Genomic DNA, 16,342 nt, shown 5'->3' with positions numbered 1-16,342 from the left:
CGTCATCTGACCCCTCTGTCTGAGGTGCAACAGCGCATCCTCGCCTTGTTGGACTTCTCGACAGAGATCTACGCCAGGCTCTGCGCCGATTCCGCCAAACCACCCTAAAAATGAGCGAACCATAGGTGTGGATGGCCGTGCTCTCACAAAACAATAATCGAATCTACGCGCCACAGCTTGACGTTCCCTGGCCCCTTGGCGCACTGGCGGGTTACGGAAGTCCGCCTTTTTATTGACGCATGGTATGATTGGAAGTCAGACCAAAACCCTACCCAAAGTCGCCGATGGCCCTTGTGGAGAACCCAATGACGACATCTGCCCGAGCTTTGTCCAATATACTGGTCCTGGATCTCTCCCGGGTGCTGGCCGGCCCTTATGCCACCATGCTGTTGGGGGACCTGGGCGCCCGGGTGATCAAGGTGGAACATCCATCGCGCGGGGATGATACCCGCCACTGGGGTCCTCCGTTCACTGAAAACGGTGAAAGCGCCTACTTCTTCTGCGCCAACCGCAACAAGGAGGGCATCACCCTGAACCTGAAGCACCCCCGGGGGCAGGCCATCTTGCGCCAGCTGGCACAGCGGGCCGATGTGCTGGTGGGAAATTTTCGGGTAGGAACCATGGAGCGCCTGGGGCTGGGCTACCAGGAACTGCGCCGGGAGAATCCCGGCCTGATCTACTGCGCCATCACCGGCTACGGACAGACAGGTCCCTACCGGGATCGTCCGGGCTACGACACGGTCATCGAAGCCCAGGGAGGCATCATGAGCATCACCGGCCCGCCCGGGGAAGAAGGCGAACCCTACAAGGTGGGCGTCGCCATCGTGGATGTGACCAGCGGCCTGCACGCGGCGATTGCCATCCTGGCGGCCCTGCACCATCGCAGCCGGACGGGCGAAGGACAGTTCATCGACATCGCGCTCATGGATACCCAGGTGAGCTGGCTCATCAACGTGGCCAGCGCCTATCTGGTCTCCGGCCAGGCGCCCCAGCGCTACGGCAACGCCCACCCCTCCATCGTACCCTACCAGACTGTTCCCACGGCCGACGGCTGGCTGATGCTCGCGGTGGGCAACGACCGCCAGTTTGCCCGCCTCTGCGCCGTGCTGGGCCACCAGGAGTGGGCCAGCGACGCCCGTTTTGCCACCAACCCGGCCCGGGTCGCCCATCGGGACGAGCTCATCCCCCTGCTGGAGCAGTGTTTCCGCACCCGTCGCGCGGCCGAATGGACCGAGCTCCTCCTGGCGGCCGATATTCCCTGCAGTCCGGTCAACGACATCCCCACCGCCCTGGCCGACCCTCAGGTTCAGGCCCGTGAGATGGTCCAGGTGGTGGAACACCCGGTCACCGGTTCCATCCCCCTGTTGGGCCCTGTTCCCAAAATGAGTGTCACGCCAGCGACCATTAGCGGCCCTCCACCTCTGTTGGGCGAGCATACAGATCCGGTCTTGTCGGAGCTGTTGGGCTATGGGCCGGATGAGTTGAGTTTGTTACGTCAGCAAGGTGTGATTTAGCGCTGTTTATGACTATGCGAAGCACACAAATAAAGGACAAAAGGAGCCAACCGTGGACTTTAGCCTGACTCAAGAACAACGCATGATCCAGGACGCGGTACGCAAATTCGCCCGGGAGGAGATCCTCCCCCATGCCCGGGACTGGGATCGCCAGGGCGCTTTCCCCAGGGAACTCCTCACCACCATGGGCCGCCTGGGCTACCTGGGCGTCCCCATCCCCGAAGAGTACGGCGGCGCCGGACTGGACTACATCTCCGAGGCCATCGTCTTCGAGGAGGTGGGCTACGCCGATTCCAGCGTGCGCACCACCCTCTCCGTCCAGATGTCCCTGGTGGAACTCACCATCCTCAAGTGGGGCACGGAGGAGCAGAAGCGCCACTACCTGCCCAAACTCTGCTCCGGCGAGTGGATCGGCTGCTTCGGCCTCACCGAGCCCAACGCGGGCTCCGATGCCAGCAATGTGGCCACCATCGCCCGGCGGGAAGGCAACGACTGGGTGCTCAGCGGCCAGAAGGTCTGGATCAGCAACGGCACCTGGGCCGACGTGGCCATTATCTTCGCCCAGACCGAGCCCGGCTCCCGCCACAGGGGCATGGTCGCCTTTCTGGTGGATACCCGAACGCCCGGCTTCAGCAGTCGCAAGATGACTGGCAAACTGGGCCTGCGGGCCAGCGACACCGGCGAACTTTTCCTGGACAACGTCCGGGTACCGGACAGCGCCCGCCTGGGCCAGGTGGGTGAGGGCTTCAAGGTGGCCATGAGCGCGCTGGACAACGGTCGCTATGGCGTGGCCAGTGGATGTGTGGGCGCCGCCCAACACGCGCTGGACGCCAGCGTTCGCTACGCGAAGGAACGCATCGCCTTCGACCGCCCCATCGCTTCCTTCCAGCTGGTCCAGGATATGCTGGCCCAGATGAAGGTCAACGTGGAGGCGGCCCGGCTCCTGGTCTACCAGGCTGGCTGGGCCAAAAACCAGGGCCTCCCCGACACCATCCCCGTCTCCATCGCCAAATATTTCGCCACCGAAATCGCCAAACAGAACGCAGACATGGCCATCCAGATCCACGGCGGCTACGGCTACTCCGATGAATATGTGCCGGAACGGCTCTGGCGCGACTCCCGGGTGGCCAGCCTCTACGAAGGAACCAGCCAGATCCAGAAGCTCATCATCGGCCGGGACCTGACGGGCATCTCCGCGTTCGCCTGAGCCCACCCTACATGCTGCAAACAGCAGGAAATAAGTGTGCAAATCCTTGACAATCTGGCGCGCCGGTGTTACCATGAACGGCAAACAAACCGTCCCTCTCCAAGACCCAGCAGTGGGGAACCATGCATCAGGCGAAAGAAACGCCCATCTACAACTTGAAAGCCGTGGTCCAGGAGACCGGCCTGAAGCCGGACACCCTGCGGGCCTGGGAGCGACGCTATGGGCTCCCCAGCCCCCAGCGCACGCCCAGCGGCCATCGCCTCTACACCCAACGGGACATCGACATCCTGAAATGGCTGATGGAACGCCAGGAGGAAGGGCTCACCATCAGCCGGGCCGTGGCCCTCTGGCACGAACTGGAGAAGGAAGGGGAGGACCCCCTACACCCCCGGCCGGCGCAAGAGCCGATGGTGGAACTGGCCGGCGAACCCACGGTCCCGGGGCCCGTCGCCCCCCACGATACCCTCCACGAGCTGCGGGAACGCTGGCTCGCTGCCTGCCTGGCCTTTGACGAGCAGCGGTCGGAACAGGTCTTGACCCAGGCTTTTGCCCTCTTCCCTGTGGAGACGGTCTGCCTGGAACTGCTCCAACCAGCCCTGGCCGCCATCGGTCAGGGCTGGTACCGGGGGGAGGTGAGCGTGCAGCAGGAGCATTTCGCCTCGGCCCTGGCCATCCGTCGGTTGGAGGCCCTGCTGGCCGCCACGCCCCCTCCTGTCCGCAGCGGCCGCATCCTGGTGGGCTGTCCGCCGGACGAAGCCCACACCTTCATTCCCCTCCTGCTCTCCCTGTTCCTGCGACGGCGGGGCTGGGATGTCATCTACCTGGGGGCAGATATCCCGGAAGCGCGCCTTGAGGAGACCCTGAAGAGCGCCCGGCCTACCCTGACCATCCTCACGGCCCAGCAGCTTTGCACCGCGGCCAGCCTGGCCACCATGGCCCAACTCCTGTATCACCAGCGCATCCCCATGGCCTTTGGTGGCCTGATCTTTAACCGCCTGCCTGCCCTGGCCAGCCGCATCGCCGGTCACTTCCTGGGCCAGGAGTTGCGGCAGGCCCTGCAGGCGGTGGAGAAGCTGATGGAGGCGCCCCAGCCAGTGGCGGCCCACCAGCCGGTGACGCCCGAATACGCCGCCGCCCTGGCCCACTTCCAGGAGCGCCGGGCCCGCATCGAGGCGGCGCTGTGGGAGGCGCCCAGGCTGAAGACCCTGGGCCGCACCCTGCTGCTCCAGGGAAACGAGAGCTTCGGCCGGGATATCGAAGCCGCCCTCACCCTGGGGGACATCCGATATCTGAAGCCCAACCTGGAGTGGCTGCAGGGACTGTGGCACGCCCACATCCAGATGCCCCTCAGCCTGCTGCAGGAGTATCTGCGGGCGTACCTGGAGGCGGCACAACGCCACCTGGATGAACCGGGCCAGCCGATCCTCTCTTGGCTACACGAAGTTATCGCGGCGTTTGAGACCGAGCAGACCCAGGAGGAGTGAACATGCGCATTCTCATCACCGGAGGCTCCGGCCTCATCGGCCGGGCCCTCTGCCAGGCCCTCATCGCCGAGGACCACCAGGTCATCGTCCTCAGCCGCCAGCCCGGCCGCGTCTCCCACATGCCCCAGGGCGTGCAGGTGGTCCAGTGGGACGCCCAGAGCGGCGCCGGCTGGAGCTCCTTCCTGGAGGGCGCCGACGCGGTGATCAACCTGGCCGGCGAGAGCATCGCCGCCGGCCGCTGGACCGCAGAACGCAAAGCGCGGATCCGCCGCAGCCGCATCCAGGCCAGCCAGGCCGTGGTGGATGCCCTCCGCCAGGTGCAAAAGCGGCCCCAGGTGTTGCTCCAGGCCTCGGCCGTGGGCTACTACGGCCCCCGAGGCGATGAGATCGTCACCGAGGATACGCCGCCGGGCCGCGACTTCCTGGCCCAGGTCTGCGTCGACTGGGAGCAGTCCACCGCCCCGGCTGAAGAGCTGGGCGTGCGGCGGGTGATCCTGCGCACAGGCATCGTGCTGAGCAACGACGGCGGCGCCTTTCCCCGCATCGTCCTCCCCTTCCGCTTCTTCGCCGGGGGGCCCCTGGGCAGCGGCCGCCAGTGGTGGCCCTGGATCCACATGGATGACCAGGTGGGGGCCATGCGCTTCCTCCTGACCCACCCGGACGCCCGCGGGCCCTTCAACCTGAGCGCCCCCGAGCCGGTCACCAACCGGGAATTCGCCCGGCAACTGGGCCAGGTCATGGGCCGCCCTGCCCTGCTGCCCACCCCGGCCTTTGCCCTGAAGCTGGCCCTGGGCGAAATGTCCACCATCCTGCTGGACGGCCAACGGGCCGTGCCCCACCGGCTGCAGGAGGCCGGCTACCAGTTCCGCTTCCCCACCCTGCAACCGGCCCTGGCACAGCTGGTCGGGTAACACCCCGCCCAAATCCCAGGGCATCTGGCAGGCGCGCCCGATGCCTCCGGCATTCCGACTTTCAGGCCCTCCTGGGGTACAATGGGGCTGTCTTTAGAACACCTGCGCGATCTGGCCTTCCTGGCCTGACTATCACTACGCGAAGCAATGCAGCCGTCACAGCATACACAGCCACAGCAACCATGTCCCACAGGAGCAACCCATGAGTGAACCCGGTAAAATCGGCATCGTCGGAAGTGGCCTGGTGGGTTCCACCGCCGCCTACGCCATGGTCATGCGCGGCGTGGGCCGGGAAATCATTCTGGTGGATCTCAACCAAGCCCGCGCCCAGGCCGAGGCCGACGACATCCGCCATGCCGTCCCCTTCGCCCATCCCCTGAATGTGCGCGCCGGCGATTATCCGGACCTGGCCGGCTGCCGGGTGGTGATTATCACCGCGGGCGTCAACCAGCGGCCCGGCGAAAGCCGCCTCCAGCTGCTGGAACGCAACGCCGCCGTCTTCCAGGCCGTGGTTCCCAACATCCTGGCCCACGCCCCAGATGCCATCCTGGTGGTGGCCACCAACCCCGTGGACATCATGACCCACCTGGCCGCCCGCTACGCGGCCGCCCACGGGGTGGAAAGCCGCCGGGTCCTGGGCTCCGGCACCACCCTGGACACGGCCCGCTTCCGCACCCTCCTGGCCGATCACCTGGGTGTGGATCCCCACCACATCCACGCCTACGTCCTGGGTGAACATGGGGACTCCGAGGTATTGGCCTGGTCCCAGGTGACCATCGGCGGGATGCCCCTGGCGGACTTCTGCCGCCATCAGGGCATTGACCTGGACCCAGGGGCCCGACAGCAGATCGACACCCGGGTTCGCCGGGCTGCCTACACCATCATCGAGGGCAAGGGGGCCACCTACTACGGCATCGGCAGCGCGCTGGCCCGCATCGTGGACGTGATCTTGCGCAACCAGCGGGCTATCCTCACCGTCTGCACGCCCCTGGAGGAGGTGGCCGGGGTGCGGGACGTGACCGTCTCTCTGCCCAACCTGGTGGGCGGAAATGGCGTGCTGGCCACCTTCCGCCAGCCCCTCACCCAGGAAGAGTTTGACCAGCTTCAGGCCAGCGCCCAGGTGGTGCGCGGCGCGCTGGACCGGCTGGAGCAGAAGAGCGGGACGTGAACGCCCCAGGAACTGGCCCCATGTCGTCCCAGCCAGCCATTCACCTGCGGGATCTGCGCAAGGTCTACGTAGTCCCCATCCGCGAGGCCGGCATCCAGGCCGCGCTGCGCAGCCTGGTGCGCCGCCAGCACCGGGAGATCGTCGCCGTGGACGACATCTCCTTCGACGTGGCTGCCGGCGAGGTGGTGGGCTTCCTGGGCCCCAACGGCGCCGGTAAGACCACCACCCTCAAGATGCTCTCGGGGCTCCTCCACCCCAGTGGCGGCACCGTCCAGGTCTTGGGATTCCAGCCCTGGCAGCGGCAGAAGGAGTTCCTGCGCCGTATCACCCTGGTCATGGGCAATCGCCAGCAGCTGGAGTGGGACATCCCGGCCATCGACTCTTTCGAGCTCAACCGGGCCATCTACCGCATTCCCCTCCCCCAGTATCGGGAAACCCTGGACGAACTGGTGGAGCTGCTGGATCTGGGCCAGCTTCTCCACAAGCCGGTCCGCAACCTTTCCCTGGGCGAGCGGATGAAGTGTGAAATCGCGGGTGCGCTGCTCCACCGTCCCCAGGTGCTCTTCCTGGATGAGCCCACCATCGGCCTGGATGTGACCATGCAGCGGCGGATCCGCCAGTTCATCCGGGAATACAACCAGCGCCACGGCTCCACTGTGCTGCTGACCAGCCACTACATGGCCGATGTGGAGGCCCTCTGCCAGCGGGTCATCGTCATCCACCACGGCCGCATCCTCTTTGACGGCCCCCTCTCCCGCTTGGTGGAACGCTTCTCACCCCACAAGACCATCATCTTGCAGCTGGCCAACGGCACAGCCGACCTCTCGGCCTACGGCGAGGTGGTGGAGCAGAACGGCCCCGCGGTGAAGCTGCGGGTCCCCAAGCAGGAGACGCCCCAGGTGACGGGTCGCCTCCTGGCGGACCTGCCCATCGCGGATCTGACGGTGGAGGATCCGCCCATCGAGGAGGTGATCGAGCAGGTCTTTGCCCAGCGATGATGGCCCTGGCCGGGCGTCAGGAGCAAAATATGTCTGGGCTTGTATCCGGGGGCTGTGCCTTTATCTACTGTCCTGGATGGGGAAGTATGCTATCCTGAGGGCGGAGACTGGGACAGTCTAGCGTAAATACCACGGTAGAAATTCCGGGTGCCCTCTGGGCACACGACCTCTGGTGGACACTATCAGCAAATTTCTGCCGGGATTTACCAGGCGGCGAGGCGGCTGCGGCCTATGGTGCCGGGGAAGTTTCGTCCACAGGTAGAATTGATATTATTGAATGCCCATGGCCACATGTACGGTTACACCAACCGGGGGCAGCTCCTGCGCTGCTCCACCCCACGCCGAAACACGGCAACGCATCATCCTTCTGGCCAACCAACCCCGTATGTTTCGCCAGCTCCTCCAGCGAGCCCTGGCCCGGACCTCGGACCGGCAGGTGATTCTGGAGGTAGATAACACCCAGCAGGCCGAACTGCTGTTGGAGCAAGTGCCGGTCCACTGGCTGGTCCTTTCCCTGGGCCCGGCCGGAGAGATACCGGCGGTAGCCCTGCGGCTGATGGCCCGCCATCCCCATCTGTCCCTTCTGGCCATCGCCGTCGATCAGGGCCAGATGGAGGTCATGCTGGCCCGGCCGGGCCAGCCCCATCGGCATGTCCCGCTGAAGGATGCCGGCCTGGCTTCCCTGCTTTCCATCCTCCACCAGGGGGAACAGGCACCGGAGATCGCCGCGTTTACGGGTTCCGCCTGAGGGCATCACGCCCCCGGGTCGGGCTCGGCCGGCGGCTCCTGGCCTTCCACCAGGCTCAGGTAGAGGGCAGCATCCTTGCGGCTGGCCACGTTGAGTTTGCGCAGGATGTTGTGGACATGGTTCTTGACCGTGCCCACCTCGATGTGGAGTCGTTCGGCGATGGCCTGGTTGTTAAGCCCCTCGCCGATCAGCCCTAGGATCTCCCGTTCCCGGGGGGTGAGCTGCTCATAGTCGCCCGGGTCCATCCCCATCTCGGCCAGTTTGTCGGAAAGCTCGGCGATGCGCGCCATGAGCCGGGCTGCCACCCGAGGTGAAATCAGGGCCCGCTCCTCTACCGCGGCCCGCAGGTTGCTCAACAAGACGTCCACCCCTTCTTCCCGCAGGATATAGCCGGCAGCGCCAGCCTCGATGTAGCGCAGGATGATGCCCTCGCTGTCGGTCAGGCCCATGACCAGGGTCTTGACCTGGGGATGGCGCTCCCGGATGGCGCTCACCAGTGCCAGGGCGCCGCCATCGGGCAGGGAGGTGCTCACCAGCACCACGTCACACGGCGTGGCAGCCAGCCGCTCCAGCGCCTCTGCCACGCCGGTCGCGATGCCAACCACCTGGATATCCGGCTCACCTTCCAGGGCGGCGCCAACCACCTCGGCGACCAGGCGGACCCGCTCCACCAGAAAAGTACGAATCATAGCTCCTCACGACATGGGTGTTGAGTGAACGGTTTCATTATACCATGGGCCGGGAGGCGTTCATGCCTTGACATACATCCCCGGCCATGCGAAAATTCCCAGGCACAGGGGCCGGATGGTGGAAGCCATTCCCGGCCGTTGCCCGGAACGCCAACCTTTGGAGAACCCATCCATCTGCCATGTCCCTACTTGCTGACTTTTACGGCCCCAACGCGGCCTATGTTTTGGATCTCTATGAACGTTTTCGCCAGGACCCCGGTTCGGTGGATCCGGCCACCCGGGCCTATTTCGAGCGCCACCCGCCGGTAGAGCTTCTGGAGAGCGCCGAGGCGCCGCCCCCGGTTCCGTCAGCGGCCCTGGACAAGGTGGCCGGCCTGGTCAACCTGGCCAATGCCATCCGGGAATATGGCCACCTGGCCGCCCAGCTAGATCCCCTGGGCAGCCCGCCGCCCGGCGATCCCAGCCTGGAGCTGGCCTACCACCACCTCACCGAGGAGGATCTGCGCGCCCTGCCGCCTGGCCCGGTGGGCGGCCCCATCGCACGCAGGGCCGCCACCGCCTGGGACGCCATCCAACAGTTGCGGGAAGTCTACTGCCGCCACATTGGCTACGACTATGACCACCTGCGCAACGCCGAGGAACGGGAATGGCTGCGGGAAGCCGCGGAGTCCGGCCGCTTTCGCCCGCCCGCGGACCCCATCAACCCCACCGCCCTGCTGGAGCGGCTGACCCAGGTGGAAGTCTTCGAACAGTTCCTCCAGCGCACCTTCCCCGGCAAGACCCGCTTCTCCATCGAGGGGCTGGACATGATGGTGCCCCTTTTGGACGAGATCGTGGGGGAGGCCGCCGAGTCGGGCATCTACACCATCCTGATGGGCATGGCCCATCGGGGGCGCCTCAACGTCCTGGCCCATGTCCTGAACAAGCCCTACAGCCAGATCCTGCTGGAGTTCAAGGACCCGGTGCTGTCCAGCGCCATGGAGGCGGGCAACGACGTGGGCTGGACCGGCGACGTGAAGTACCACACCGGTGCCCGGCGCTCCCTGCCGGGGGATGCCAACCCGGTGGCCGTCACGGTGAGCATGGCCCCCAACCCCAGCCACCTGGAGCATGTCAACCCGGTGGTGGAGGGCATGGCCCGGGCTGCGGGGACCCTGGACACCCCCCGAAAGGGCCCGGCCGGCGCCCCCGACTTTGAGCATCATATCTCCCTGCCGGTGCTCATCCACGGCGACGCGGCCTTCCCCGGCCAGGGGGTGGTGGCCGAGACCCTGAACTTCTCCCGCCTGCCCGGCTACCTGACCGGGGGGACCATCCACATCATCGCCAACAACCAGATCGGCTTCACCACCGAGCCCAGCCAGTATCGCAGCACCCTCTACGCCAGCGACCTGGCCAAGGGCTTCAAGATCCCCATCGTCCACGTCAACGCGGATTCCCCCCTGGCCTGCATCGAGGCGGCCCGGCTGGCTGTGGCCTACCGCAACCGCTTCAAAAAGGACTTCCTGATCGACCTCATCGGCTACCGCCGTCTGGGCCACAACGAGGGGGACGAGCCCCGCTTCACCCAGCCGGTGCTCTACGCCAAAATCGACCGTCACCCCACCGTACGCCAGCTCTGGGCGGAGCATCTGGTGCGGGAAGGGATGGTGGATGCCGAGCTGCCGGAGAAGCTGGTCCAGGAGCAGTTTCAGAAGCTCCAGCGCATCTACCAGGGTTTGGAAGTTCAAGAGGGGCAGCTGGGGCCGGAGCTGAAACCGCCGCCCTCGGGCGCGGCCCGCAACGTCCAGACCCAGGTGGAGCTGGAGCACCTGCGCTCCCTGCTGGAGGCGCTCCTCCATCTGCCCGAAGACTTCCGCCTCAACCCCAAGCTGGAGCGCCTCTTCCAGCGCCGGCGGCAGGCCCTGGAGGCGCCCGACGAGCCCAACGTGGATTGGGGGACGGCGGAGCAACTGGCCTTCGCCACCATCCTGGCCGACGGCATCCCCATCCGCCTTACCGGCGAAGATGTGGAACGGGGCACCTTCAGCCACCGCCACGCGGTGCTCTTCGACGTGGAAAATGGGGCGCCCCACATCCCCTTGCAGAATCTGCCCCAGGCCCGGGCGTTCTTCGAGATCCACAACAGCCCCCTCACCGAGAACGCGGCCATCGCCTTTGAGTACGGCTACAACATCCAGACGCCGGAGCGGCTGGTGCTCTGGGAAGCCCAGTACGGCGACTTCATCAACACCGCGCAGGCCATGATCGACGAGTTCGTGGTCTCCGGCCGGGCCAAGTGGGAACAGACGCCCTCCCTGGTCCTCCTCCTGCCCCACGGCTACGAAGGCCAGGGGCCGGATCACTCCAGCGGCCGGCTGGAGCGCTTCCTGCAGCTCGCCGCAGAGACCAACATGCGCATTGCCAACTGCACCACTGCGGCCCAGTATTTCCACCTGCTGCGCCGTCAGGCCTTGCTCCTGCGCACAGACCCGCTGCCCCTGGTGGTGATGACGCCCAAGAGCCTGCTGCGTCATCCCCTGGCCATGTCCACCCTGCGGGAGCTGGCCGAAGGGCGCTGGCAGCCCGTCCTGGACGACCCCCAGGCCCGGGAGGCCCCCGAAGGCATCCGCCGCCTGATCTTCTGCAGCGGCAAGGTCTACGTGGACCTGGTGAGTTCCTCCTTCCGCAAAGAGCGGCCAGAGGTCGCCCTGGTGCGGGTGGAGCAGCTCTACCCCTTCCCAGAGGCAGAAGTGCGGGAGATCCTGGAGCGTTACGCCGGCGCCCAGGAGGTGGTCTGGCTACAGGAGGAGCCCCAGAACATGGGCGCATGGGAATTTGTGCGGCCCCACCTGGCCAGCCTGCTGGCGGACGGTCGCCCCCTCCACTATGTGGGACGTCCCCGTCGGGCCAGCCCCGCGGAAGGCTCGGCGGCCTGGCATCAGGTCAACCAGGCCCGCATCGTGGAGCAGGCGTTCACCCCCTTGCCCGAAGAAGAAGTCCAGAGGTCGGAGTCCGGAGTCCGGAGTCCACAGTCCTGAGTCCGGGGTCAGGACTTCAGGCTCCGGACTCAGGACTTCAGACTTCGGACTTAGGACTTCGGACTTCGGACTGACAACCAGAGAGGTAGCATATATGGCGATAGAGGTAGTCGTGCCAGAACTGGGCGAGTCGGTCGTAGAAGCCACCGTCGCCCGCTGGCTGAAACAGGAAGGCGACCGGGTGACCGTGGGCGAGCCCCTGGTCTCCCTGGAAACGGACAAGATCGACCTGGAGGTGACCGCGGAGGCCGACGGGGTGCTGGCCCGCATCCAGCACCAGGCCGGGGAAGACGTCCAGGTGGGCGACGTGCTGGCCTACATCGAGGAGGCGGAGGGCGCCGCCGCCCCCCAGGAAGCCCCGCCAGCCCAGGAAGAGGCGGCAGGGAAGGATAAGGCCCAGGAGCGGGCCGAGACGAAACCCGAAGCGAAACCGGAGGCAAAGACAGCCCCCCGGGCAGAGTCTCCTGAGACCCGGGCCACGCCGGTCGCCCAGCGCATGGCTGCCCAGGAAGGGGTGGACCTGAGCCAGGTCAGCGGCGCCGGTCCAGGCGGCCGGGTGACCAAAGAGGACGTGGCCCAATATCTGCGCAGCCAGGAACGCTCCCGGGATGGCCAGGCTCCCTCGCCCGCGCGGGAGGCTGCCGCCCCCGAAAGCCCGGCCCCTTCGGCCGAACCCGGCCGCCGGGAGGAGCGGATCCGCATGTCCCGCCGGCGCCGAACCATCGCCGAACGGCTGGTCCAGGCCCAGCAGACGGCCGCCATGCTGACCACCTTCAACGAGGTGGACATGTCCGCGGTCATGGAGATGCGCCAGCGACACCGGGAGGCTTTCCAGCAGCGTCACGGCGTGAAACTGGGCTTCATGTCCTTCTTCGTCAAGGCAACCATCGGCGCGCTCAAGGCCTTTCCCCCGCTGAACGCCTCCATCGACGGCAACGACATCATTCTCAAGCACTACTACGACATCGGCATCGCGGTGGGCGCCGAGGAAGGGCTGGTGGTGCCGGTCCTGCGGGACGCAGATCGCATGTCCTTCGCCCAGATCGAGCAGGCCATCGACGACATGGCCCGCCGGGCCCGGGAAGGCAGCTTGACCCTGGAGGAGCTGCGGGGCGGCACCTTCACCATCACCAACGGCGGCGTCTTCGGCTCCCTCCTGAGCACGCCCATCCTCAACCCGCCCCAGGTGGGCATTCTGGGCCTGCATAAGATCGAGCAGCGGCCGGTGGTGGTCAACGGCGAAATCGTGATCCGCCCCATGATGTACCTGGCCCTCACCTACGACCACCGCATCGTGGATGGCCGGGAGGCCGTCCAATTCCTGGTCAAGGTGAAGGAACTGATCGAGGACCCGGAACGTCTCTTATTAGAAGGCTGATACAGGACATCCCTGGACGCAAGGGACAGGCGAGGGCAAGAACCGGATAGTGGTGACGGCAGGGGCGCTTCGGCGCCTCTGCTTCGTTTCCCCACGCCTTCGCTTCTGCAGCGAAATGTATCCCGGAAATGTATCCTAGCCTATTCAATTTGTGTCCAAAGTCCTGTATAATCGCCTTGCATGCTGGAGCTGGGCAACCGGTTTCAGCATGCGAGAATACAGAAAGGAGAAGTTAAGTTTAACAGTGATAGTCGAAGAACGCTTGATCAATGCGGAGGTGACACCCGAAGAGGAGCATCACGCAAACGCACACGATCACACACAACAGCCGGAGCACGCCCAGGAGGCTCCCCAAAATCATCAGGAGGAGCCAGCGCAGCCACCCGTTAAAAGGCAGGAGGAAAAGGGGCAGGAGGAAGCGGAGATGACCGAGATGGACTTTGCCGCCCTCCTCAACGAATACCCTTACCACCAGCCCGAACGGGGTGAACTGCTGCGGGGAGAAGTGCTCTGGATCAACAAGGACTCGATCCTCGTGGATGTGGGCGCCAAACGCGATGCGGTCATTCCGGGTTCCGATTTGAGCCGGGTGGAAGAGAGCTACCTGGCCAATTTGAAGGTCGGCGATGCGGTACCCGTGTATGTGCTGCGCCAGGAGCAGGACGAGGAACTGCGGGTCTCGCTGCGTCGTGGCCTGGAGGAAGAGGACTGGATCCGGGCTACCGAACTCCTGGAAAGCCAGGAGATTGTGGAGCTGGAGGTGACGGGCCACAACAAGGGCGGCGTTCTGGTACGCTACGGCCGCCTGGAAGGCTTCATCCCCAACTCCCAGATTCCGGCCCTGAAATTCGTGCGCAACCCAGAGGAGCGCACCCGGCGCAAGGAAGAGCTGGTGGGCACCACCCTCAAGCTCAAGGCCATCGAGGTGGACCGACGGCGCCGGCGGCTGGTCTTCTCGGCCAAGGCTGCCGAAGAAGCCCTGCGGGAGAAGCGCCTCCAGGAGCTTTCGGTGGGCGACGTGGTACGGGGACGGGTGGAAAACGTCACCGACTTCGGCGCCTTCGTGGATCTGGGCGGCGTCACCGGCCTCATCCACGTCTCCAAGCTGGACTGGCAGCGGGTGGAACACCCGGGCGATGTCCTCAAGCCGGGCGACGAGGTGGAGGTCTTGGTCGAAAAGATCGACCGCAAACGGGAGCGGATCAGCCTGAATCGACAGGCCGTGCTGCCCAACCCCTGGAAGTTGTTGCCCACCCTCTACCAGCCGGGCGACTTGCTGGAAGGGGAAGTCACCAACGTGGTGGACTTTGGCATCTTTGTCCGCATCCCGCTGGGCATTGAAGGGCTGGTCCACAACAGCGAGATCCAGCGGCCGGACAGCCAGGAGTTCCGGGTGGTTCAGCCGGGCGACGTGGTCCTGGTCCGCATCACCGACATGGATCCAGAGCGGGAGCGCCTGGGGCTGAGCATGCGCAAGGTGACGCCGGAAGAAGAGGCCCGCTGGCTGGCCCAACGGGCCACGGCCCAGGCCGAGTCCGCAGCCGCGGCCGGCTCGAACGAGCCGGAAGCAACGGCCCAGGACGAGGCAACAGACGAGGCAGACGAGGCCGCGTCCAACGAGCCTGCTGACGCCGGCCGCTAACCTGCCCCAGCGCCGACGGCGCCGGATCTGACTGGATACGGGATGGAGCTGGGTTGCCCTGGCCGATGGGACGGCCGGGGCTATCCAGCTCTTGCCATGCAGGAGGGAATGATCAGGAGGGAGCTATGACCCACAAAACCACCATCCGCCATCATCATGACCATCGGGGCCAGGATGCCCCCTACCGAGACCCGTCGCAGCTGGAGGCCGCCGAAGCCTGGCGCCGGCTGGTTGCCCTGGTCGGCGGCAGCCTGGCGCTCCTGCTGCTGATCCGACGTTCCCTGATCGACTTCGGGCTGGCATTGGCAGGCGGGTACCTCCTCTACCAGGGGCTGCGCGCCGCCAATCCGAACCCCGCCCAGGCTGACCCCGGTCATCCCGAGGAGCCACACCGGACCAGACGCCGAAAAGCGGTGGCCCCGGAGGAGGATGAGCCGGTCGCCCGAGACAAGGTGGAACTGGCCTCCCAGGAATCCTTTCCGGCCAGCGACCCGCCCGGTTGGGTCAGCTCAACCTGACCCCGGGCACATCCCTCAGGAGCCCACAGCCGAAAAACGGCGGACGCCGGCCTGCCAGATGAACTGGAGGAGCAGAAAAACCGCGACCGACCAGCCAATCTGATAAAGGTAGCCGGTCAACATCTCCTGCAGGGTGAGCCGACCCAGCCACAGCTCCACCGGGAAGGAGAGCATCCAGCGGAAGGGCAGGAAGTCGGCCGCCACCTGAACCGGCCGGGGGAAGAGCTCCAGCGGCGCCAGCCGCCCGGAAAAAAACAGCAAGATCACAAAATACATCTGGTTGAAGGCGTTGACCCGGGTCGTCCAAAAGGCGGCCAGGGCCAACGACCATTCCGCCATGAAACGCAACACCATGGCCAGCAGCACCGCCAGAACCCCTCCCAGGGCCGCCCACCACGTGGTCTGGAAGGTGGGTCGAAAGGCCCAGGTCAACACCAGGGCTGTGGGTACCAGGACGGTCAGGGTCAAGGCTTTGTACGCCAGGTTTTCGGCCACATCCTTGTGGATGGGGTGGATGGGCCGCAGGAGCAGGCCGGCCAGGGTACCACTCTTGACATAATACTCGTATTCCCACATGATCCAGGTAAAGGTCAGGTGGTTCACGATCATGAGCACGATGTAATACGCGGCGAAGTCGCCGGTGCCGAAGGAGCCCACGCTGCCGCCCTGCGCCCGGGCCACGGTGGACCACACCACCAGGTAGATCACCGGTTCCACCACCATGCCGATGAGCCAGATGAGCATGGCCACCCGGTACTGAAACTGGACAGCCAGCTGGGTCTTGAACTGCATCCAGTAGATTCCCAATAACTCCCGCATCTCCCCTCCGCTTCTATCCATCACTATACTATCTTTGACTCCCCTGCAAAAAGGGCATTTTTCAACGCAAAGGCGCAGAGGGCGCAAAGCCGCAGAGAAACACAGGAGAGAATTGCTCTAATCAGCGTTCATCTGCGTGGGTCTACGTCCTGGTAACAATCGACAATTATCGTCGGTGGGGACGATGTGCTTGATAGTGATGGCATCCTTTTCTACGACGATGTGATCAATTAACAACCGAATCAC

Annotated in this window: 13 protein-coding genes; 11 read left to right on the top strand and 2 right to left on the bottom strand. The window is 65.3% G+C overall.

Features of this window, described 5'->3' with window-relative positions; genetic code table 11:
• Positions 1 to 305: 305 nt before the first annotated feature.
• From FKZ61_RS23075 to FKZ61_RS23045, 7 genes are all read left to right on the top strand, one after another.
• Positions 306 to 1,514: a CaiB/BaiF CoA transferase family protein gene (locus FKZ61_RS23075; protein ID WP_141612522.1), complete on the top strand. Its 1,209-nt coding sequence runs from the start codon at positions 306 to 308 to the stop codon at positions 1,512 to 1,514.
• Positions 1,515 to 1,566: 52 nt separating this feature from the next.
• Complete coding sequence (locus FKZ61_RS23070; protein WP_211358706.1) at positions 1,567 to 2,721, top strand: acyl-CoA dehydrogenase family protein; 1,155 nt, start codon at positions 1,567 to 1,569, stop codon at positions 2,719 to 2,721.
• Between the two features lie 122 nt (positions 2,722 to 2,843).
• Positions 2,844 to 4,205, top strand: a complete 1,362-nt coding sequence (locus FKZ61_RS23065) for a MerR family transcriptional regulator (RefSeq protein WP_141612521.1) — start codon at positions 2,844 to 2,846, stop codon at positions 4,203 to 4,205.
• A gap of 2 nt (positions 4,206 to 4,207) precedes the next feature.
• Positions 4,208 to 5,116, top strand: coding sequence for a TIGR01777 family oxidoreductase (locus FKZ61_RS23060; RefSeq protein WP_141612520.1), 909 nt, complete (start codon positions 4,208 to 4,210; stop codon positions 5,114 to 5,116).
• Positions 5,117 to 5,318: 202 nt separating this feature from the next.
• Entirely contained in the window at positions 5,319 to 6,284 is a 966-nt protein-coding gene (locus FKZ61_RS23055; RefSeq protein WP_141612519.1) for an L-lactate dehydrogenase, read from the top strand.
• Between the two features lie 20 nt (positions 6,285 to 6,304).
• Positions 6,305 to 7,282, top strand: coding sequence for an ABC transporter ATP-binding protein (locus FKZ61_RS23050; RefSeq protein WP_141612518.1), 978 nt, complete (start codon positions 6,305 to 6,307; stop codon positions 7,280 to 7,282).
• A gap of 385 nt (positions 7,283 to 7,667) precedes the next feature.
• Positions 7,668 to 8,030 carry a hypothetical protein gene (locus tag FKZ61_RS23045; RefSeq protein WP_141612517.1) on the top strand — a complete coding sequence of 121 codons (363 nt, stop codon included), beginning with the start codon at positions 7,668 to 7,670 and terminating at the stop codon, positions 8,028 to 8,030.
• A gap of 5 nt (positions 8,031 to 8,035) precedes the next feature.
• Here FKZ61_RS23045 and FKZ61_RS23040 read toward each other — a convergent pair whose 3' ends face one another.
• Entirely contained in the window at positions 8,036 to 8,719 is a 684-nt protein-coding gene (locus FKZ61_RS23040; protein ID WP_141612516.1) for a LuxR C-terminal-related transcriptional regulator, read from the bottom strand.
• Between the two features lie 179 nt (positions 8,720 to 8,898).
• On the opposite strand from FKZ61_RS23040, the gene FKZ61_RS23035 reads away from it, so the two are divergent.
• The 4 genes from FKZ61_RS23035 to FKZ61_RS23020 all read left to right on the top strand — a co-directional run bounded on the left by FKZ61_RS23035 (position 8,899) and on the right by FKZ61_RS23020 (position 15,277).
• The gene (locus FKZ61_RS23035; RefSeq protein ID WP_141612515.1) at positions 8,899 to 11,739 is read left to right on the top strand and encodes a 2-oxoglutarate dehydrogenase E1 component; all 2,841 of its coding nucleotides are present in this window, start codon (positions 8,899 to 8,901) and stop codon (positions 11,737 to 11,739) included.
• A gap of 94 nt (positions 11,740 to 11,833) precedes the next feature.
• Positions 11,834 to 13,117 (top strand): 2-oxoglutarate dehydrogenase complex dihydrolipoyllysine-residue succinyltransferase, encoded by a 1,284-nt coding sequence (odhB, locus tag FKZ61_RS23030; RefSeq protein ID WP_141612514.1) that lies wholly within the window; start codon positions 11,834 to 11,836, stop codon positions 13,115 to 13,117.
• 424 nt (positions 13,118 to 13,541) lie between these two features.
• Entirely contained in the window at positions 13,542 to 14,759 is a 1,218-nt protein-coding gene (locus tag FKZ61_RS23025; protein WP_170200218.1) for a 30S ribosomal protein S1, read from the top strand.
• A 125-nt stretch (positions 14,760 to 14,884) separates the two neighbouring features.
• The gene (locus FKZ61_RS23020) at positions 14,885 to 15,277 is read left to right on the top strand and encodes a hypothetical protein (protein WP_141612512.1); all 393 of its coding nucleotides are present in this window, start codon (positions 14,885 to 14,887) and stop codon (positions 15,275 to 15,277) included.
• Between the two features lie 15 nt (positions 15,278 to 15,292).
• On the opposite strand, the gene FKZ61_RS23015 is transcribed toward FKZ61_RS23020, so the two are convergent.
• A complete protein-coding gene (locus tag FKZ61_RS23015) occupies positions 15,293 to 16,117 on the bottom strand; it encodes an ABC transporter permease (protein WP_141612511.1) in 825 nt (274 codons plus the stop codon).
• Positions 16,118 to 16,342: the final 225 nt, after the last annotated feature.

This window comes from Litorilinea aerophila, assembly GCF_006569185.2.
In the GTDB taxonomy this organism is placed as follows: Bacteria; Chloroflexota; Anaerolineae; order Caldilineales; family Caldilineaceae; genus Litorilinea; species Litorilinea aerophila.
Note: the sequence above shows the minus strand (reverse complement) of the source record. Positions and strands in the feature narration are given on the sequence as shown.